The sequence below is a fragment of the Arthrobacter sp. H-02-3 genome (genome assembly GCF_003097355.1).
In the GTDB taxonomy this organism is placed as follows: Bacteria; Actinomycetota; Actinomycetes; order Actinomycetales; family Micrococcaceae; genus Arthrobacter; species Arthrobacter humicola.
This window is the reverse complement of the sequence record NZ_PYUI01000007.1, coordinates 116,989-136,867: the sequence shown is the minus strand read 5'-3', so window position 1 is coordinate 136,867 and position 19,879 is coordinate 116,989. Positions and strand designations below refer to the sequence as shown.

The window sequence follows — 19,879 nt, the reverse complement described above, 5'->3', positions numbered from 1 at the left end:
TCCCGCAGCCAACAAGGCACCGGGCCAGCCCGGGTCAGCTTCTCCGGATGTGACCACCGACGCCACACAAACAGGAGCCACGTGGGGCATCGACCGCGTGGACCAACGCACCGGCATCAATGGCACTTATAACTACACCGACACCGGGTCAGGAGCCACCGCCTACGTCATCGACACCGGCATAAACACCGCCCACGCCCAGTTCGGGACCAGAGCCAGCGTCGGTTTCGACTCCGTAGGCGACGGCCGCAACGGACAGGACTGCAACGGCCACGGAACGCACGTCTCCGGGACCATCGGAGGATCCACGTACGGCGTGGCCAAGTCGGTGTCCCTGGTGGCAGTCCGGGTACTGGACTGCACAGGTTCCGGGACATTCTCCGCGGTGATCGCCGGGATTGACTGGGTCACCTACAACCACAACGGACCCTCCGTCGCCAACATGAGTCTCAGCGGCGGTTTCAACCAGGCAGCCAATGACGCCGTCACGCGATCTATCGCAAGCGGAGTCACGTATGCCTTAGCGGCAGGCAATAGCAACGACAACGCCTGCAACTATTCTCCGTCCTCCACTCCATCAGCACTGACTGTCGGCGCAACCAGCCTGACTGGCGGCACAGACGTCAGGGCATCCTTCTCCAACTGGGGGACGTGCCTGGACGTATTTGATCCGGGAGTCAACATCACCTCGGCGTGGATCGGAAGCACGACTGCGACCAATACCATTTCGGGAACGTCGATGGCCGCCCCCCACGTGGCCGGTTTGGTGGCACTGTATCTCAAGAGCAACCCATACGCTTCGCCCGCAACCGTCATGGCGGTTATCAAAAGCACCGCGGTCACCGGAATCGTGAGCAACCCCAACGGATCACCGAACCGCTTTGCCCGCAAATGGAACGGCAACCTCACCGCGAACGGGGTCAGCGGCTATCAACCTGACGGTTCCTCGTGGTATCAGGCTGGCGCCGGCTATATCCAAGGCTGGCTCGCCGGGGCCGCGGGGCGGGACACTGATCTCTACCTCGAACGCTGGAACGGCACCACATGGGTCACGGTCGCCGCGTCAGCGACCCTGACACCACGCGAACGCATAGCGTATCTGGGGACAGGGGCCTCGTACTATCGGTTCCGCATCTACCAATTCACCGGCGGGGCTGGAAGCTACGATCTCTGGAGCAACCACCCCTCCTGACGAGGCGAAGGTCGTGCAGGGCGCAAGAAGAGAGGCTTAGGTGGTTTGACCTTGTCAACCCACCTAAGCCTCTTCTGATCCCCAAATGAATGAAGGGGTAAAACCCGTGCTTCTGTCAGGAAGCAAATACCGTCAGCGCATTGACCATCATCGCTGCAGCGTTTTGTTGACTTCGATCCGCAAGTATCCTGGAACGGCCCTCGACCTGCGCATCCGCGTAGGCTTCGGGAATCAATATCCGTTCCAAGTCAGTTTCCAGATCGACAATCTTGCGACCGACTATCGGGTAGTCGGCAAAGTTGGACCAGACGCCTACATCGAGGTTGGGTCCAACCTGGAGCCCGGCGATGCCCCTTGCCCCGGCGGCCAAACACGGAGTGCCCACTGCCAGGCTCTGCATTGCGCCTCTTCCGGCTGAGACGCTAAAGACTGCCTTATTCATCAGGCGTGGGACATCGTCAGCAGGTACCCAGCCGCGCATGACGACAGAGACGTTCGGGTAGTCGACAATGTAGTTTGCCAGCTCGCGATCAACTCTGTTCCGCTCGGGACCGTCTCCCAGAATCTCAATGTCCCAATGGATATGTCGAGCCTGGTGGAAGAGTCCGCTAATCAGGAGCTTCAGAGCCCGAACTTGGCTGCGTTTGTCCTTGTCGATTCTTGACGCCATAACGATGGAACCGTGTCCGTCCACGATCTTCTCGTCGAGACCCAGGAGAGGATATTCGAATCGATCCATGTCCACGCCGTTGGGAGCGACATGGACGCGCTCCGGTTCGATTCTGCACAGGTCCACCAGAAGATCGCCGATCTGCTCCGTGGTCACCAGAAAACCGTCAACCAGGTGCTGCCATGTGTAGACAAAGTCGTGGTGAAAGCCATGGAACATGGCGACGACTTTGGTCTTCATGACCTCGTTCACGAACAGGGCGAATTTCCGCGACTCGAACGGTTGCGCGAATACCATGTCATAGCGGGGCCCATTTCGGACCTCTTCGGCAACCGCGGTCCAGTCTGTCCAGTCAACACGAATTACCCGGGCTCCGACTTCCTCGCCCTTCTCAGCCACGAGCCCGTCCCGCACGACCAGCGTCACGTCGTGGCCGCGCTCAAGAAGCGTTGCCGCAGCCCCAACAACGTATTCGTGGAGCCCACCCCATTCGGCAACGGTATAGGCCGGTAACAGAATTCTCACGAAGTCTCCTCTACGGTCAAGATGTCAGTGGCCCGGTTCGGAGCGGTCAAACTCCAGACCCAAGCCGACCGATCCGAGGAGATCAAGGAGAGACGCCAGCTGTTGATCAGTAAATTCAGCGTCCGCCGGGCACACAAGTGTGGAAACTTGGAGATCAGCAGCGAACAGGACGGCAACGGCAAGGAATGGATAGAGTTGCTCATTCCCGGCACGCTGTCCCGCGTGAAGCCAGGCGTTGCTGGACAGCGTCAGACGGTCGAACGTAAACAGCCTGCCGGTCGCAATGTCGGAACGGACGACGTTCAGGCCGATTCTCCGGGTTGCATCCAGCGAGTTGATCCGCTCCGACCCCATGACCGCGTCCGTTTCAAGCGCCAGCTCGAGTCCTCCGCGCCACGTAAGCGTTCCAGCACCAGAGGACACGTTGGTCGGAACTATCTGTCCGTTGCCGGAGAAACGGCTGATGGCAGCTGCTACGTCTGACGACATTGCGAAGGGTGCGTGGAACCGTCCACCCATGTGCGAGCCGAAAACCAAAGTCGTGGCAACCGCCACCCTGTCGGCCCAGTTTGATGCCGGCGAGGCATCCATCCAGAATTCCGAGACAACCGGAAAGGCGTCCAAGTATTCGAGGTCGTGAGCCACGAGCCCGGCACGTCCGGATTTGTCGTTGATCCAAGACACCTTCATTATCGATTCACCAATTCCTGAATGCGCAATTCCGCTACTTCCGAATCCAATCCGTCGCTACCGCGCCGGTAGAGCGCCAGATCGGCCTCGTTCCGGCCTTCCACCGCACGCGCAAAGGCCTGAAGGGCCTTCGGCTCGTCTTCGAAGACATACACGGTGAAGGCGAATCGGTAATCCTGACTGATGGAGAGGGTGATTTGCCGCTTGAGGTCTGCCTCTTGCTCCAAGCCAGTCGGAGCGTCGGCGGCATCTGTATTCGTCCAAACGATGGCTGCAGGGATTCGGCCCGGCTTGGCCATGAGTCCGGTCAGCCCTTGGAGCCGACTGCGAAGGGCCCGGTCCAGGATTTCCGCCGGCGCCTCCCTCGGGAGCTCCATTGAAGGGTTAAGTTCGCCCTCCAATCGCCCGCTAACGCCCAACTTCTGCATGGCAGCAAGGTCCTCCAGCGTCACGTTCAGGAAGTCGGCGTATTCGCCGACGATCTTTCCGGTTTCATCTTCCTCGCAGAGGATGAAGCTCGTGCTCTTGAGCTTCTGCAGGCGGCTGGCCTTGTTGGCTACATTGCCCTGAACGTGGAGCGAACGTACTGCCAGGTGGTCTGGCAGGTACTTTCCGAAGCTCTCCTCGAGCTTGCCCTTCTCCGCAATCTTGGGCCAAAGGATTGCTTTGCTTTCTTCCTTCAGTGCGGCGATGTCGTCATCGGAACCAGCGAACTGCAGCATGAATCGGGAAAGCTCAGCCGCGTACTTCTGCCGTGTGCCGTCTGAGTTACTCACCTGTGTGGGGTGCATACGACGCAGGAAGAGCACCTTTCCCGTGTGTACCCAGGACACCCCTGACCTCATCATGCGCAGCGCCAAATTGTGGTCCACAGCGCTGGAGATCGTCTCGTTGTATCGGAACTGCCGGATAAGGCGGGTCTCCACGAGCCACGTTGCGTGGCCCGGGGTTTGGCCGGTGACCAATGACACGGGCATGCAGAACTGTTCCCTGATGACATGGAGGACCATCTCGCCGGTGATGTCGTCGAAGTTGACCCAGGAACCGTAGCTGGCTTGAACGCCGGCCTTGATTCCGGAAAGGCTCACTTCGAGTCGCCAAGGCAACATGATGTCGTCGTCGTCGTGGACGGCGGTGAAGGTGCCTCGTGAAATGTCCGCCACCGTGTTCCTGGCAGCGGCGATCCCGCGGTTCTCCTGGTAGACATATTTGACGCGCTCATCGTCGAATGATTCGACAACAAGCCGGGTAGCGTCAGTGGATCCATCATCAACGACGATGAGTTCGAAATCTTCTACTGTCTGCGCCAGCACTGAGTTAATGCTGTCCCGCAGGTAGTCGGCCCGGTTGTACGTCGCAATTGCAACAGTAACCAGGGGCGGGGCGTCTGCTGGGCGGTTCTTCCAACTGGTCACGTTGCGGATGTAGGTCTCGTCTTGCTCAAGCCGGTTGAGCCGCTCGGCAATGTCACCGGCTGAATCGGCACGGGCGGCCGCAGCGTCAGAGTCATCCACGGCCGGAGCCACAAAGCAACGAATTCCCTCGGCAGAGCGCTGATCGAAGATCACTCCCATGCGTTTCATGCGCAGCTTGAGGTCGCAGAAGGCACGAGCGGTTTTCTTTTGTTTCTCGTCGAATCCACGAAGCCGCAGCAGTGAGTCACGATCAACGAGCACCGGGCTTCCCGGAGCCCAGACGGAACGACTCACGGGGACACGTGCCGCGTCAGACCATTCCAACGTGTCCGTCAACGCGGCCGTGGCGAGACGAGGCGGAAGATCCCGCCCGGGGATGATGACCATACTGGCCGCTGCAGACCGGACAGACTCGATGGCGTCCTTCAGACCAGCCGGACTAAACATCATGCAATCATCGAGCGCAAGAATAACGTCGCCCGTCGAAATTGCGACGCCCGCGTTTAACTGAAGGCCTGCACTGTCCTCGGGATCGCATCCGATGACCTGCAACCCGGTCGCCGGCCTGGACCGCAAATCCAACTCGATGTCGTCGGCACGCTCGCCGTCGACCAGCAGGATAATTTCGTGGTCTATCCCGCTCAATGCAGCGCCGATTGTTTTCGCCGACAGCCATATCCGATCGGGGCCCGAGGTCACGGCATTCACAATGACGGAGACGGTCACACGCGTGCTCAATTGAAACTCCCTAGTGGACTCGTGCGAACTACGCTGTGAACCGGACCGGAGGCGGCAGTCACGCTCGGCAGGTCGACTTGGGAATACCAAAGTCTGCCAATGACTGTTGGTATTTGCTCGGGGGCCATTTCCGCGTGCCAAACCCGAACGCCGATCCGCATGGAATCAAAAGGTGTCTCACTGGCAAGGAGGCGGGGGATTTTTGTCACGGTCCCTGCCTTCATGGCTGGGACATATGCGAAAGTCCGCTGTAACGCCTTGGAGTAGTTCCAGTTCATGTCCCGAGGATCCAGAACTTCGGAGCCAGCCGAGACATTCTCCAACGTGAGCATGAATTGCTTATCCGCATCCACATCGGCTAGTGCCTGAATCCCAATCGATAGAGAATTTCTCGGCACAAGAAGTTTTATTTCAAAGCTGTGGAGGCATTTATTATCGCCAGTCAATCTGTAATCCCTCGTCATAGTAGATTTCGCCGTATCTAGCGCTCCGCCAAATGCAAATCCGCATGCTAATCGGGATGTTCCCCATACTTATCACTGTCAACGACCCTAGCACGCTCGCCGTGACCGATTTTCGACACCGTTAGGTATGAAGTCCCCCGCTTGGCTGCTCCGCGTCCAAGCCCTTGATCTCCGATCAGATGACAGGAGAAAGTTTCATTCACCGTCCATCTTTGCTTCACCCAGCCGGGACCCGAAGAACTCCTGGTGTGCCTCCTGGATATTCCGCAGGAAACGGTGCCGCGCGGGCGGCTCGTGGCCTTTGGACATCGGCTCGAGCACGAAACGGAGCCGTCCCGATGGGTCCATCCCGCCCGTTTCAGGATCAGTGGACCGTACTTGGGCGAACGGCGCGTAGTGTTCCTCGATGTGATCCAGGTCGTTGGAGTTTTGGACATAGCGCACGAAGTTGGGGATTTCCGGCTCGGCATAGAGCCGGCGAAGGTTGACTCGCTCCGCAAAGTCCGCTTCTACGGCGTCAATCGTGTCGTAGCCGGGGAATGCTGCATTCACGAGCACTTTGGCAACCCAAGGAATGTAGTCACCCACGCGAGTCTGGGGCGAGAAACTAACAGCAAGGGACCCCGGTATGCGGCGCGAAATAGCCATCGCCGCATACCCGCCTCCGCTGGACCCGGCCAGAACAATGTGCTCGTAGCCGCCGTCGGCCGCCACCTGCTGGACAACAGCAGCGATGTCATCGGCAAGGTCCTGCTCCTTTGTGCCGATGTACCACCCGAGGGGAATCTTCTCCCCCAGCTCAAGGGTGGTGTCAGCAATGAGAAGGACGCCGGCGTCCAGGTTGCCGAGCGTCCGGCGCCATTCAAAGCGCGGGAGCTGGAACTTGGACCGCACCAGCGAGCCATGGAAGCTCACAATCAGTGTCTTGGACGGCCTGGGAGCGTACAGGGTAACGATATCCAAGGGTCCGCCGGAAGGGGATGGCACCACGTACTCGTAATGCTGCGACGCCTTGTGGTCGATCTCGCTGGCCGAATCGATGCGGCGGATCTCTACAGCATTCCGCTCGTCCCAGGCCGTGCTGGTGGTGGTTGTTTCTTGCGAATTCACGGAGTTTCTCCTGTTTCAAAGGCGCCCACGTTGGAGCCTGTCAGTGCAAGCGGAGCTTCCTCCGCCGGGGTATCGGGAATGGTTAGAATTTCCGGCTGGGCTACGTGGTCACCGACGGACTTTTGTCCGTGCCCGGACTCGGCGATGACCCGGAAGGTGCGTTCGTTGAGCGGAAGCCACCGTACGGGACCACCGAACACGGACAACAGGTTGCGTTCCACTGTCCCGACCTCGTACTTGTGTTCATCCGTTTCCCAGTTGTAGGGCGGCTCATCCGTCCACACGGACACGGCGTCCGCTGTGTGACCGCTGCGCAGCTCGCGGCTGTACTGGAATGCGGTGGGGTCATACACGTTGACTTGCGCAGAGCGCACGCGGTCCGTCGCTTCGACCCGGATAAGACGCCCTTCGTGGAAGGCCTCCATGAGCTCGTCTGAATACGATGAGTCGATGGAACTCGTGTGAAGCAGGCTCGGATAGTGCATCAGGCCAATCCTCTGTCCCTTCGCGGCCGCAACTGCCAGATGCTCCAGCATCAGCTCGGCCACCAAGGAGTCGGCGCCGAAATCGCCGACAAGCAGAATATCAAGTTCCACGTCCTGCTGATTCGCGCCGGACGGCAGGAACCGTGCAGGTGCTGGGAACGCACGTTCGGCAAGCGGGAAGTCCAAGTAGCCCGTGTGCTCGCCGGCGCGGATCTTCTTGTGCCAGTGCTCGTAGGAGTCGCGGTAGGACACCCGGTCCGGCGACCTGTACCCGAGACGGAAATCCTCCATGGAAAGGTTCGAGGATCCCACGAGGGACAGCGTCAAGGGAGCCTCGCAGACCTCGAGAGGCTCTTTGTCATTGACGAGGGCCATGTAGCGGAGGATGAACTCCGTGTCCGCGGCCTTCCGGACGGAATCCCAGTGACCCAGGTGCTCCCGGATGGTGGCGGTGTGGAACATGGTGGAGACGTGGGCCGGGGTGATGAAGGCTCCGCGCCATCCGCGGTAGTGGAAGAAGAGGTCTTCGTCCGCGCGCGTCCAGGGAGCGGAAACAAGCCTTCCGTCGCTTTGCTGCCGGGCACCTCGGACCAGTCGCTCGATCTTCTGCGGGTGCTGCCAGTCGTCGCCGTCGAAGATCGTGATGAATTCGCCCTGAGCCATGGTGTAGCCGATGTTGCGCGACGTGTACGCACCGGCGTTGGGCTCGTTGAGCACCACTTTAATGCGTGCGTCCACGGTCAGCCACTTGTTGAGCCGTTCCGCGGCGTCCCCGCCGGAGCCATCGTCAACGATGATGATTTCGATGTTCCGGTAGCTCTGATCCAGAGCCGACTGGATCGCGAGATCCGTGTACTCGTCCGGCTTGTAGACGGGCATGACGATGCTGACGAGGGGGCCGTCCGTCACCGGGGTCGGCACCTCTGCCTTCAGCCGGAGAAATGCCGGGGCGGACCCTTCGGCGAGCGAAAGCCGGGAAAGCCCTGCCCGCACGTAGATGTCGTTGATCTCGGCGAGCCAGCGCTCGGCGTCGGCTGAACTGTCCTTGAACGGGTTGGCAGCGTTGGCACGGTAGAGGTGGAGGTCGTTGCCGTTCAGTTCGTCGGCCTTGTAGAGACCTTGAAGCCTGATGACTTCCCCGCCCTGACCGGTCCGGGCCAAGGCGTCGAGGAAGAACTCCCCGCGGCGCTTTTTGCCGAACGGCTTTGCGCCGAGCCGCTGGTAGGCGTATTTGTACAGCGTGGCCGCGTTGAGGATGTCGTCCTGGAGAATGTTCTGCCGGAAACACAGATCGGCCAGATGCAGGAGTGCGGAACGCGGCGCCTTGTCCAGGACGGGTTCCACGCTGCGCCGGCTCTTTCCCCCGATCCGGTACATTTCCAGGGCAGCCGACATGTCCCGCCAGCCCCACCGGCCCATGGTTGCCGTGCTCACCAGCACGTCGCGCCCATCAACGGAATGCAGCTTGGTCAACCGCTGGGCAAGACGCGCCTCCGGGATCCGGGAGCGGGCACCCCATTCGACGAGAGCCCCGGGGCGCGGGGCCGGCGGAGTCGCGGCCAGCTTGGCCCGTGCGGCGATGGCGCGCTTGGTCGCTTGCCGGGACGCCCTGAGAAGCCGGTCCACGTACAGCGCGCCGACGGCCAGTGCGGCTGCGAAGACCACCACCACCAGCCCCAGGAGCCACGGGTTGCGTGCGTAGGCAGCCGCAACAACCAGGGCGAAGAGGACAGCGAAGCAAGCGGCGGCCGCTTTCTTCTTCGGGGACAGGCGCGCAATTCTGCGGAGAGCTTGTTGAAGTTTCATTCGCTGAGCATCCTAAACGTGCGGTTTGGTGGTGTAAGCGGAAGGGGAAGGAACGGGCACCCGGGCGAAGTGGCTGCGCATGGCATCGAGCCGTGCTCCTGCCGAAGGCCCCGGAACGGCGCCGATCTGCGGCGGCGGGACGAAACCGTCCCATTGTTCGGCCACGCTCTGCAGGAAGATGCTGTCGTCCGGATTCCAGGTGTGGCCACCGTGTGAATCCGCGCCGGAGTGGCGTTGCATCATGTAGTTCTGGCCGTGGGAGCGGTAGATCAGTCCCCCGGCGGCCTGGACGGCCTGCAGGAGGCAGCGATCGACGGCGCGGTGGACCGGCCGCCATCCGCCCAGCTGCCGCAGCTCGTCCCGGCCGAGCATCATGGTGCCGCCGGCAACGTGGTCCGAGTACTGCTCGCCAAGCGGCGGCCGGCGGGTGGTGATGTCCAGGCTTTCCAGGTAGACGAATTCAACTTGTGCCCCCACCAGGGTGGCGCCGCTGAAGTCTTTTGCATGAACGAGGTCCCGCAGGTGGTGCGGGCCGTACCAGTCGTCGTCGTCCATCTTGCAGACCAGATCGCCGCTGGCGGCACTGACTCCGGTGTTCAGCACCTCGCCAAAAATCATCTCGGCCGGGACGGAGCGCAGCTGCAGCTCGCCGGGATAGGCCTCGACGGCGCGCCGGACCTCGGGCAGATCGGCGTCGAAGCCGTGCAACACCACCACCACTTCCAGGACTTCCCAGCTCTGGCGCGCCAGCTGACCCAGTGCGGAGGCCAGCTTCTCGGGCCGGCGGGTGGCCAGGACCACGCTCACGGACGGCACGGGAAGCAGGGGCCTGCCGAGCTGGCCCAACAGGGTGTTCCAGACGGCCTTCGGGCTGAAGAGGTCCAGCGCCGTGCGGCGAAGGTCGATCGACTTCGATTCCCGCAGCACCGTCGGGTCTCCGGCGTCGAATGCCTGGATACGGTTCACCAGCTGATCGCCGAGCAGGGAACGCACCGGTGCAGCTAAGTCTCGTGCCAGCAGCGGCACGCCGGCGACGGCGAGCTGGCTCAGGCGCCGTGCCAACTGCCAGTCCAGGCCGCCAAAGCGGGTGCCGTCCACCTCGAGGTACTTGTGGGGGCGCAGGGCCGCCAGGCCGGCTTCGCTCAGCTCTCCCCCGTGGCCGAGCTCGCCCGGTTCGAGTGCGCGCGCCGGCTTCTCGGCGTAGGGCAGGAAGCCCATGGGCGAGACGACGGCGGTATCGACCGGGGGGAGCACGGTCCCAGGCGGTGTCCAGACGGGCGGGGTGACGCGTCCGGGGTTGTCCGCTGTCTGCCCGCTCAGCTGCTCCGTGAGTTCGGCGGGCCCGATCAGCACGTCGACGGAATAGATGTCATCCGGCTCGGGCTGCAGGAGCTGCTCCGTCATGAAGCTGCCCAGGGCGTCCCCGGCGAGCCAGGCGCTGGCCGAGGGCTCGGTGATGCCGACCCGCAGTCCGCCCAGCACCGGCCGCGGCGCAACGGGGGCACAGCAGCCCAGTGCGGCCAGGGCGGCAGCATGCACGTTCACCCATTTGCCGCCTTCAACCACGACGGCGAGGCCAAGCCCGGGCACGGTGAGTGCGGTTGTGCCGGCCTTGACCTGGAGGCTGCGCGGGGTCCAGGCCGGGAGATCGGCAGCCGGGAAGAGTCCGCGGATCACCAGCACAAACCGTTGCGCCCGTCCCTCGCTGCGGAACAGGGGAAGCAGTGCCCGGGCCTCGGCCAGCGATTCCGCCTGCACAACGTAGGTGGCCCACCAGAGCTGGTCCGCAGGGACGGCGTGCTGCCAGCCGGCCCCGGTCCGGGGATCACGGTGTTCCCAGTCCGTGCGGGCGTAGTCGAGTCCAAGGTCCAGTGCCAGCTCAGCCATGGAGTGGTCCGTGGAGCCGACCAGGACGCTCTTGATCTGCATGTTCCTAGCTCCCGGCCCGGCCGGTGCGGGCCTTCAGCCGGCCCAGGATGTAAGCCGGCCCCTTGCGGGCAATCGCGCGGGCACGGGAGAGGCCCCGGTTCGGGGCAAGGCCCTGTTCCAGGCGGCGGCGTTCGATCTCGGACTTCTTAAGCCGCGCCTCGAGCTGCCGGATCTGCTGCTCATAGTCGTGGCGCGTGGCGCTGTCAGCCAGGTCCCGGACCACGATATTCAGGTCAAGGGTGGCGGCAGCGCCTTTGCGCAGGTGGAGTTTGGGCTTGGGCCGGCGGAAGTCGTGCAGGCCCAGGGCACTGCCGGAGACCCATCGCTCGCCGCCGGCGCTGCGCGCAGATTGCTCGGGGTCGCCGGAGCCGGACAGCTCCCGCAGGGTGGCCGTCGGCCAGAGTTCGATCGCGCCGGGCTGCCCGTCCACCAGTGCCCTGAGGACCAGGGCCTGCGTCTGCCGCAGGGTGTCGATCATGGCCTCCAGCGAGTGCAGGGCCACGGCCGTCCCGGCGCTGAGCACCAGGGTGTAGGAGGACTCGGCAATGTGCTGTCCGTCGGTCCGGACAAAGGCGAAGCGGCGGTCGGTGGCCAACCATTCCTCGAGCTTGGGCCGGGCTCCGTCTTCCACGAGTATGTCCACGGCGAAGTCCTGGCACGCCGAGCCGAATAGCGATGCGACGGTCCCGGCAATCTCCAGATCCGTAGCTTTCGCGGCCCGGATCAGGATCCGGACAAGAGGAGTCTCCCGCCGCGGCGTGTGCAGGGCCTTGAGTGCAAAGCCGGCCTCGCGCAGCTCTTCTTCAATGGACGCTGTCACTGCGTGGCTTCCCCTATCCACCTACGCTTGCTCCCACGGGGGTGTGCGGCCGGCTGGAATCCGCAGGCTCCTGCTGGTTCCAGATGCCCTTGGTGTCAATGACCTGCTTGCCCTCCAGGGCCACGGAGTCAAGAGTCAGGAATTCGTCGTGGTCCACCAGGAGCATCACCAGATCTGCCTTGGCTACGGCTTCCTCCATGCCGTGGAGGCGCGCGAGCCCGGACGCTGTCAGGGCAGCGGGGAGTTCCTCGACGTTCGGGTCGACCACCAGGACGGTGCTGTCCGGCAGCTGCCGGACCAGTTCCTGGACGATCGTCACCGACGGCGACTCCCGGACGTCGTCGATGTTGGCCTTGAAGGCCAGTCCGAGGACAGCGACGGTGGCACCCGGCTGATCGGCCAGTGCCTGAACTGCCTGCCGGACCACGTGGTGGGGCTTGGAGTCGTTGACTTCCCGCGCTGTCCGGATCAGTCCGGAGTGCTCCGGGACGGCGTCCACGATGAACCAGGGGTCGACGGCGATGCAGTGCCCGCCGACGCCGGGGCCGGGGCGCAGGACGTTCACGCGGGGGTGGTGGTTCGCGAGCTCGATCAGCCGCCAGACATCGATGCCGAGGCTGTCGCAAATCAGCGAGAGCTCGTTGGCAAAGGCGATGTTGACGTCGCGGAACGTGTTTTCCACCAGCTTGGTCATCTCTGCGGTGGTGGCATCCGTCAGCAGGATTTCGCCCTGGCAGATGACCTCATACAGCCGCTTGGCCAGCTGGGCGCCTTCCTCGGTGAGGCCGCCGATCACGCGGTCGTTGGTGACGATTTCGATCATGATCCGACCCGGCAGAACGCGCTCCGGGGAGTGCACAACGTGGACCTGCTTCTTCCCGGGAGCCGCGTCGAGCGACAGGTCCGGCCGCAGTTCCATGAGGTGGGCGCCCAGGCGTTCGGTGGTGCCGGGAGGCGACGTCGATTCCAGGACCACCAATTCACCACCGCGGAGCTTCGGCGCGAGGGCCTCGACCGCGCTGCGGAGGTAGGAGAGATCGGCCCCGTTGCCCTCGGCCAGCGGGGTGGGCACGGCAATGATGTAGGCGTCGGCCGCAGGCACGGTGGTCATCGCCACGAGGTTGCCCAAGCTGACCGCGCCCGAGACCACCACGCCCATGTCGGGTTCCACGAAGGGAACCTCTCCACGGTTGACGGCGTCAATGGTGGACTGCTTCACGTCGACGCCGGCCACGAGCTTGCCTTTGGCGGCGAAGCTGGCCGCGGTGGGCAGGCCGATGTAGCCGAGCCCGATGACGGCAACATCAAAAATCGTCTCGTCCATGTTTTCCCTAAACTAAAATGTGGTCTTCGGGCGAACCGAAGAACTGAACTTTTGAAGTAGCCAGGAGCTCTTCATTGGTGATGGGCCAGGTGTGCGAGGCCACGTCGGCGCCGCGCATCTGGCAGTAATTGAAGCGGTCTGCCGAGTAGATCCTGGCGTCGGCCTCGATGACGTCGCTCAGGAAGCGCGAGTCCTCTCCGCGTGGCACAGGCTGGAACGGAAAACGCCTGAAGGTGTCCGTGGCGGCGAAGATGGTCGGCCCGGAGACTGCTTCGACGTAGCGGTGTTCCAGTTGCGGGTTGCGCAGGATAGTAGCCCCCGCCCCGGCCAGGTGCATGTAGTGCGCCCGCTTGCCCACAACTTCAGCTTCGGAGTACATCATGGCGTGGACCTGGTCACCCAGGTACAGCGGGCTGTACAGGTCATCGTCGTCCCATTTGGTGGCGAACCGGCCGTCGGCCTTCGCCACGAGGGAATTGAGGCACTCACCGAGCATGGTCTGCTGCGGCTCCTGAAGAACCACGACGTCGAGAATCCCCGCTTCCAGGCATTTGCGCCGGAACGCGGATTCGTCGATCTCAAACCCGTGCGCGAGGTACACCAGCTGGACGTCCACGCCCTGCTGGGCGGCCACCCCTGCGATAACATGCTCCAGCTGCTGCGGCCGGAAACTCGACACGAGGACCGACACCTGGGCACGGGGGCCCGGGACGGCCAGCTCGGGCCGGGCCGCGGCCGCGATGCTCTGTGCCCGGTGGCTGAAGGTGTGCTCGGCCCAGATCCTGCGCTGGGCCTTGTGGACCAGGCGCTGGGCATAGCCCGGGTTGGCGGTCAGTGCCTTCAGCAGGTGTGCGGCATCTTCGCGCGTGCCTGCGGTGGGGATTTCATTGCCCGGGAAGAATTCCGTGATGGCGGCGCTGGGGGTCGAGACCACGCAGGATCCGGCCGCGGTGATCTCAAAAATCCGCCGCGCGCACATGGACGGCGAGTCCGTGACGGAGTTGACGTTGAGGAAGACTTTGTACGCCTTGTAGGCGGTCAGCATCTGTTTGTAGGACAGGGAGCCCACAACATGCTTCTTCAGGATCCCGGGGAACTGATACTGCGGCTGCCGGCCGAGCTGCCGGGAGAAGATCTCAAAGCCGGGGCGCTTGCCGGCCGTCGCGTCCACGGCCGCTCCCAGCAAGTACTCCATCTGCCGACGGCGATCCTCGTACTTATGCGCAAAGTACATTCCGGCGAAGGCGATCTCCCGTGCGTGCCAGCCGTGCCGGGGCCGGGCCGGGTTGTGGATCCGCGGCTGCGCGGCAAACGGCAGCACGGAAATCCGGTTGTGGCCCAGGTCCTCGCGGTAGCGGGGAAGCATGTTGGAGTCAGTGGTGAAGACGTGGTCGAAGAGTTTCGCGGCAGGCAGGAAGTCCTCGTAGTGGGGCGGGTCTTCCTTGTTCCAGAAGACCGCCGGAAGTCCGGCCGCCCGGCAACCCTCAACGAGGTCGCGGAAGACCGGCGAAGGCCCTGCAGGGCTTGTGATTTTTCCCCGCCAGAGACCGGCGTTGCCGGCCCAGGCGGACTCGACGACGACGAAGTCCAGGGCCTCGTCACGCAGCTGCTCTTCCCAGCTGTCCGGCCTAAGCGCCACGACCGTCCACTCAGCGGAGAACGCGGCAGCGGAGAAATCATCCATGATGATGCCCACGCGCAGCCGGGGATTCCTTGGCTCAGCAACGCCAACCTCGGCTTCACGGAAGATCAGGTGCCGGCCACGTCCCAAGCCGCGCCAGGCCCCTTCCGCTCCGCGGACACCGGAAAGGCTGGCCTCATCGCGTTCGGCGGTGCTGCGGTGCAGGTAGCTCTTGACCTGTCCCATGCCGCCCTGGCGGGCGTGCCACAGCGCGCGGCGCCAATACGCCGTCTTGTCTCGAAAACTCATTGGCTACCTGGACCGCTTCCAGCCGTTGGGAAGCAGGGTGGTACGCATTTCGGGCAGGCTCGCCATCAGCTCAGCACGGATTTGGCGGCCGTAGTCGGCATTGCCCTCATTCATGCGCCAGATGAAGTTCCGGTATTCCTTGGCGACTTCGTCCGGGGTTCCGTCCATGATGAAGTCGCCCTTGTCGATCCAGATGGCGCGGTTGCACATGCCCGTAATGGTCCCGAGACTGTGGCTGACCACAAACACCGTTCCAGCCTGGTTCGTGACCGTCTCCATCCGTTGCTTGGAACGTTCCTTGAACTGGGCATCGCCGGTGTTCAGGGCCTCGTCAATGAGCAGGATTTCGGGGTCCACCGCAGCGGCAATGGCAAAGCGGAGGCGCGCGCCCATGCCCGAAGAATAGGAATTCATCGGGTGGTAGACCTCGTGCTCCAACCCGGACATCTCCACGATGTCATCGAACTTGGCATCGATTTGGGCGTGGCTCATGCCCATGGCCAGGCAGCCGAGCCTAATGTTCTGGGCGCCCGAGATGGAGCTGATCAAGGCGGCGTTGACGCCCAGCAGGATGGGGTTGCTCGCGGCGTAGACGGTGCCGGAGTCGGGGATGATCAGCCCGGCCAGAACCTTCATCAGTGTGCTCTTGCCTGAACCGTTGCGGCCGATGACACCAATGGAGTCACCTTGATTGGCCACGAAGGAAATCTTGCTCAAAGCCGTGGTCTTTACCGCTGTGTCGCCGAGACGGCGGTTCCTCAGGCTCTTCACAATGGAGGTCCGGGCATTTGTCCGCCCGGGAGTATGGTTCTTGGTCCGATAGACGACCGAAATGTCATCCACGACCACTGTTGGCTCCAGGATAGGGCCGCCCGATGCCTCAAACACGTCCATAGCTCTCCTCCCCGCGCCAGAAAACAAAGAGTCCCACGGCGACCGATCCCAGTGCCCACAGGCCCAAGACCGCCCAGGCCCGCCAGGACGGTGTGGTGTCGTAAAGAACCGTGTCACGGATGACCTTGATGACCTGGAACACCGGGTTGAAATCCATGATGGTGCGCATCACCGGGTACTTGCCAAAGCGCTCCTCGGCAAAGAAGACCGCCGAGGCATACATCAGGAATCGAACCACAAATGTGAGCAGCATGCTAAGGTCCGGGACCTTCATGATCAACGGTGCCAGCATCATGCCGATCCCCAGGTTGAACAGGAATTGCAGCAGGATCGCCGGAATGATCAGGAACCACCGCCACGTGATTTCCTCGGCCGGTGCCGTGAAGATCACGAAGAGCAGCATGACGATCGTCACGGGAATGTTGGAGATGAGTTCCCGCACGTTGAGCGCCAGGGGCAGGGCCGCCCGGGGAAACTGGAAGGCCCGGATCATGGACTTGTTACTGGTGAGCGACTTAGCCCCACCCAGGATGGACCGCGTGCTCATCTGGAACGTAAAGACGCCGATGATCAGGTAGCCGATGAAGTTTTCAATGCCCTTGCTGGTGCTCAGGAACACGCCAAAGATCAGGTAGTAGCTGAGGCCGCTCAACAACGGGGTCAAGACGAGCCATGCGGTACCCAGATTGTTTTTGTCGTGGCCGCTCTGCACCCTGGCCCGGGCATCGAACAGGATGAAACTCCGGCGGTCCCACAACTGGACCAGGTAGTCCAGGAAATCGGGACGCTGCCCCACTTTGCTCAGCCGGGCAAGGTTCACGGGCACCGAGACGGTGGCGGGTGCTTCCGTCTGCACGGCTTCGGTTTGTTCCGCTTCCGTTTTTTCTTGGATGCTCATTTAGTTACTCCCAGCATTTCCAACTCTCGTGCCAGGGCAACCGCGTTGGCGGCCCATGTTCTTTCCTGCAACACGCGTTCCCGGCCGGCAGCTCCGAACTTTGCTCCAAGCTCCGGGTCCGAAAGCAACTCCCGGATAGCCTTGGCGAAGGCGGCAGGATCCCCCGCCGCCGCCAGAAAGCCGGTCACCCGGTCCTCGACGATTTCCGCCAGTGCCGGCAGGTCGCTGGCCACTACAGGCCGGGCGGAGGCCATGGCTTCCACGGGTTTGAGGGGTGTCACGGATCGCGTCACCTCCAAGTCCTTGCGCGGCACAACGAAAACATCCAGCGCTTGATGGTACAGGGCCGTCCGGCTCCGGGGCACGCGGCCTGTGAAGATGATGCGATCGGCGTAGCCGCTTCGCTGCGCCTGGATCTGCAGCGCTGGCAGGGAAGAACCGTCGCCGACTATCAGGAGACGGAGCTGAGGAAGGTCCTCCGCGAGCAGCACAAACGCGGCCAGCAGGTCCTCAATCCCTTCATAGGGTACCAAGCTGCTGACTGTGCCAATGAATTGCCCGTCTTCTGCAAGACCGAGCTCGCACCGGGCGCTGGCTTTCTCCTGCGGCTCGGAGAGGAAATCACCGCCAACGGCGTTGGGGGCAATCAGGACCTTGCTCCCCGGAATCCCGGCGGCGACAATGTTCGCCTTCATGGCGGTCCCGAGGGTCAGCACCAGGTCAGCGTCCTGCATGACGTCCGTTTCCCGGTTCTGAAACAGCCGGTATCTCTCGCTGTTCCGGGCCTCGGGCCCGCGGGTGGAGGCCCACGTGTCGGCCAGCTGGCCGCGGACCTCGTAGACCCAGGGAATGCCGAGGGCCTGGGCCACGGCCCGCACTACCAGTCCGTTGACGTAGTGCGTGGTGGTGTGCAGGACGCTCGGCTTGAAGTCCAGGGCCACGGCGAGCAACTCCTCCGCCTGCTGCTGCAGCCGGGCGTCAATGGTCTGGGCCATCGTGGCGGGCAGGAGCCGGCGGTACCGGATGCCGTCCACGGTGTCTGTGGCTTTGGCCAGGAGCTTCCCCACCTGCACGGGGTACCCCATCCGCGTGACTGCCAGCACTTCCCAACCGGCCGCCTGCTGCGCCAGCAGCGTGGAGTGGGAGCGCTGGGCATAGCCGCTGGCGGTGTGCGGCAGGGAATTTGTCAGAAGATGAAGGATCCGGCCGGGAACCGGTGTGTACTCCCGGCGCTCCAGCGACGGCGATGCGTCCGCCAGAATTGCCGCCTCGGCCGCCAGGCGCGCCCGTTGCCGCAAGCCCGCCGCTCCCGCGCCGTCGAGCGCCTCCACAGCTTCGCTGACGGCGCCGTCGTACCAGAGCCGCCGTGCCCGGGCCTGCTTCGCATGCTGCGCCGTGCCAGCCTTGGCCAGAAAGACATCCGACATCGCCGGAAGGTTGGCTGCGAGGGCGACGTCGGCGAGGCGCCGCGCGCGCTCACCTTCGACGTTGCCGCCGGCGGCGATGCGCAGCCGGCGTTCGACGTCGGAGCCGTCTCCGGCGGCGAGTGCCGCGAACAGCACGGCCGCGGAGGTGGAGTCTTTAGGGGCGAGTTGGCACAGGCGCTTCGCGAGCGGAAGCACGGCCGAGGGCATCCTGCGCGAAAGCTGCAGGAACAGGATGACGGGATCGTCGGTCAGGTGCTGCCTGACGACGCTCTGGGCCAGCCTGACGTTGTTGAGGAGCTGCATCATCGGTTAGTGCGGGTTTCCGCGAGCAGTTCGGTGATGAGTTCCATGTACCGGCCGGCAAGTTGCCCGTACTCGGCGTTCGCTTTGACCCACTGGCGGCTGTCGCCGTTGCGGACCAGGCGGCCGCGGTCGGCCGCCAATTCGCGCCACAGAGCCGCCAGCTCTTCCGGATCACTGGCCACGATGTCGCCGGCCTCGGCATCAGAGACGATTCTGGCCGCTTCTCCACGCACCACGGCGGTGATGTGCCGGCCGATGGCCAGGACCTCGTAGGTCTTGGACGGCACGGTGGTTTCGAAGGACTTCCAGTCGTCCCGCAGGGAGACGATGCAGGTGTCAGCCGACGAGTAGCGCTCCAGCATGTCGTCACCGGTCAGGGGCGGGTGGAAGGTGACCGGAGCCTTCAGCTCACGTGCCAGCTTCTCCAGCGCGGGCCTCTGCGTTCCGTGGCCCACCATGTGCAGGTGCATGGAGTCCCCCACGAGGGCGCTCGCGCGGATCGCGACGTCGAGCTTCTGGCTCTCGCCGTGGTTGCCCAGGTACAGGGCCTCGAAGACGTCCCGCTCGGGTTCAGGCGGCCCGACGACGGGGATGGCGTCCAGGTGCACGCCGTTGCTGACGGTGGCCACATTGCGGACTCCGCGCGATCGCAGCGTGGCGGCGAAACCCTCCGTGACGGTGACCACGAGGTCCGCCCGGTGCTGGACAAAGTCCACCACGTGTTCCACAACGCTCTTGACGCTGCCTTGGACCAGACGGGCGTCACGGGCCAGGTCCGGCCAGGCATCCCGCATTTCCACGATCAGCGGGACACGGCGAATTTTGGCCAGGGCATAGCCTGCTGCCAGTGACGGCAGACCGGGTGCGGTGACAATGACCACGTCGGGCTTGCGGACCATCATTCCGGCCGGGACTGACAAGAAAGCGGAATAGCACTGATCCAGCAGCCGTGCGGCACGGGAGTTGCCGTGGCGCAGGTACGGAACGTGAAGAATCTTCTCGGTGAACTGGCCGTTGCGCAGCCGGAACGGCCTGCCCGCCATCCAGCGCGGGAGGGCCCGCCTGCCGAAGGGGTAGTGCGCCACCGGCGTTACGACGTCGACGTTCCAGCCCGAGTGGGAAAACTCCTTGATCATGGCCGTCCAGCGCCGCTGCGGCGGACTCTGTTCGGGCCAGTAGGAGTGGGTGATCAGCGTGATCTGCAGGCCGTCATCCGTGGTTTTGGCCGCACTCGACTCCATCAAGACTTGATCTTGCAT

The 19,879-nt window shown here is 63.3% G+C and carries 14 protein-coding genes; 1 reads left to right on the top strand and 13 read right to left on the bottom strand.

What is annotated here, in order from left to right; all coding sequences use genetic code 11:
* Positions 1–49 precede the first annotated feature (49 nt).
* Positions 50–1,192, top strand: coding sequence for a S8 family peptidase (locus C9424_RS09255; protein WP_237563379.1), 1,143 nt, complete (start codon positions 50–52; stop codon positions 1,190–1,192).
* A 115-nt stretch (positions 1,193–1,307) separates the two neighbouring features.
* On the opposite strand, the gene C9424_RS09250 is transcribed toward C9424_RS09255, so the two are convergent.
* From C9424_RS09250 to C9424_RS09190, 13 genes are all read right to left on the bottom strand, one after another.
* Positions 1,308–2,387, bottom strand: a complete 1,080-nt coding sequence (locus C9424_RS09250) for a glycosyltransferase family 4 protein (RefSeq protein WP_116766575.1) — start codon at positions 2,385–2,387, stop codon at positions 1,308–1,310.
* A gap of 24 nt (positions 2,388–2,411) precedes the next feature.
* Positions 2,412–3,071, bottom strand: coding sequence for a hypothetical protein (locus tag C9424_RS09245; RefSeq protein WP_133247502.1), 660 nt, complete (start codon positions 3,069–3,071; stop codon positions 2,412–2,414).
* A 5-nt stretch (positions 3,072–3,076) separates the two neighbouring features.
* Positions 3,077–5,230 carry a glycosyltransferase family 2 protein gene (locus tag C9424_RS09240; protein WP_133247501.1) on the bottom strand — a complete coding sequence of 718 codons (2,154 nt, stop codon included), beginning with the start codon at positions 5,228–5,230 and terminating at the stop codon, positions 3,077–3,079.
* Between the two features lie 659 nt (positions 5,231–5,889).
* Positions 5,890–6,804, bottom strand: coding sequence for an alpha/beta fold hydrolase (locus tag C9424_RS09235; RefSeq protein WP_116766572.1), 915 nt, complete (start codon positions 6,802–6,804; stop codon positions 5,890–5,892).
* Positions 6,801–9,095 (bottom strand): glycosyltransferase family 2 protein, encoded by a 2,295-nt coding sequence (locus C9424_RS09230; RefSeq protein ID WP_116766571.1) that lies wholly within the window; start codon positions 9,093–9,095, stop codon positions 6,801–6,803. Before C9424_RS09230 ends, C9424_RS09235 begins: the two co-directional genes overlap by 4 nt.
* A gap of 12 nt (positions 9,096–9,107) precedes the next feature.
* Positions 9,108–11,024, bottom strand: a complete 1,917-nt coding sequence (locus C9424_RS09225; RefSeq protein WP_116766570.1) for a glycosyltransferase — start codon at positions 11,022–11,024, stop codon at positions 9,108–9,110.
* A gap of 4 nt (positions 11,025–11,028) precedes the next feature.
* A complete protein-coding gene (locus C9424_RS09220; RefSeq protein WP_116766569.1) occupies positions 11,029–11,844 on the bottom strand; it encodes a hypothetical protein in 816 nt (271 codons plus the stop codon).
* Between the two features lie 13 nt (positions 11,845–11,857).
* Positions 11,858–13,168 (bottom strand): UDP-N-acetyl-D-mannosamine dehydrogenase, encoded by a 1,311-nt coding sequence (gene wecC / locus C9424_RS09215; RefSeq protein WP_116766568.1) that lies wholly within the window; start codon positions 13,166–13,168, stop codon positions 11,858–11,860.
* A 7-nt stretch (positions 13,169–13,175) separates the two neighbouring features.
* The gene (locus C9424_RS09210) at positions 13,176–15,098 is read right to left on the bottom strand and encodes a glycosyltransferase (RefSeq protein ID WP_237563378.1); all 1,923 of its coding nucleotides are present in this window, start codon (positions 15,096–15,098) and stop codon (positions 13,176–13,178) included.
* A 3-nt stretch (positions 15,099–15,101) separates the two neighbouring features.
* A complete protein-coding gene (locus C9424_RS09205; protein WP_116766567.1) occupies positions 15,102–15,992 on the bottom strand; it encodes an ABC transporter ATP-binding protein in 891 nt (296 codons plus the stop codon).
* Positions 15,979–16,890: an ABC transporter permease gene (locus tag C9424_RS09200; protein WP_116766566.1), complete on the bottom strand. Its 912-nt coding sequence runs from the start codon at positions 16,888–16,890 to the stop codon at positions 15,979–15,981. Before C9424_RS09200 ends, C9424_RS09205 begins: the two co-directional genes overlap by 14 nt.
* Positions 16,887–18,620, bottom strand: coding sequence for a glycosyltransferase family 4 protein (locus C9424_RS09195; RefSeq protein ID WP_237563377.1), 1,734 nt, complete (start codon positions 18,618–18,620; stop codon positions 16,887–16,889). Before C9424_RS09195 ends, C9424_RS09200 begins: the two co-directional genes overlap by 4 nt.
* A complete protein-coding gene (locus C9424_RS09190; RefSeq protein WP_237563376.1) occupies positions 18,620–19,861 on the bottom strand; it encodes a glycosyltransferase family 4 protein in 1,242 nt (413 codons plus the stop codon). The genes C9424_RS09195 and C9424_RS09190 overlap by 1 nt, the downstream gene beginning before the upstream one ends.
* Positions 19,862–19,879 lie beyond the last annotated feature (18 nt).

What these genes read in the sequence shown, in the direction of transcription:
- wecC (WP_116766568.1), bottom strand. Translation starts at nt 13,168, where the DNA reads ATGGACGAGACGATTTTTGATGTTGCCGTCATCGGGCTCGGCTACATC.
- C9424_RS09200 (WP_116766566.1), bottom strand. Translation starts at nt 16,890, where the DNA reads ATGAGCATCCAAGAAAAAACGGAAGCGGAACAAACCGAAGCCGTGCAG.
- C9424_RS09210 (WP_237563378.1), bottom strand. Translation starts at nt 15,098, where the DNA reads ATGAGTTTTCGAGACAAGACGGCGTATTGGCGCCGCGCGCTGTGGCAC.
- C9424_RS09205 (WP_116766567.1), bottom strand. Translation starts at nt 15,992, where the DNA reads ATGGACGTGTTTGAGGCATCGGGCGGCCCTATCCTGGAGCCAACAGTG.
- C9424_RS09230 (WP_116766571.1), bottom strand. Translation starts at nt 9,095, where the DNA reads ATGAAACTTCAACAAGCTCTCCGCAGAATTGCGCGCCTGTCCCCGAAG.
- C9424_RS09225 (WP_116766570.1), bottom strand. Translation starts at nt 11,024, where the DNA reads ATGCAGATCAAGAGCGTCCTGGTCGGCTCCACGGACCACTCCATGGCT.
- C9424_RS09195 (WP_237563377.1), bottom strand. Translation starts at nt 18,620, where the DNA reads ATGCAGCTCCTCAACAACGTCAGGCTGGCCCAGAGCGTCGTCAGGCAG.
- C9424_RS09190 (WP_237563376.1), bottom strand. Translation starts at nt 19,861, where the DNA reads ATGGAGTCGAGTGCGGCCAAAACCACGGATGACGGCCTGCAGATCACG.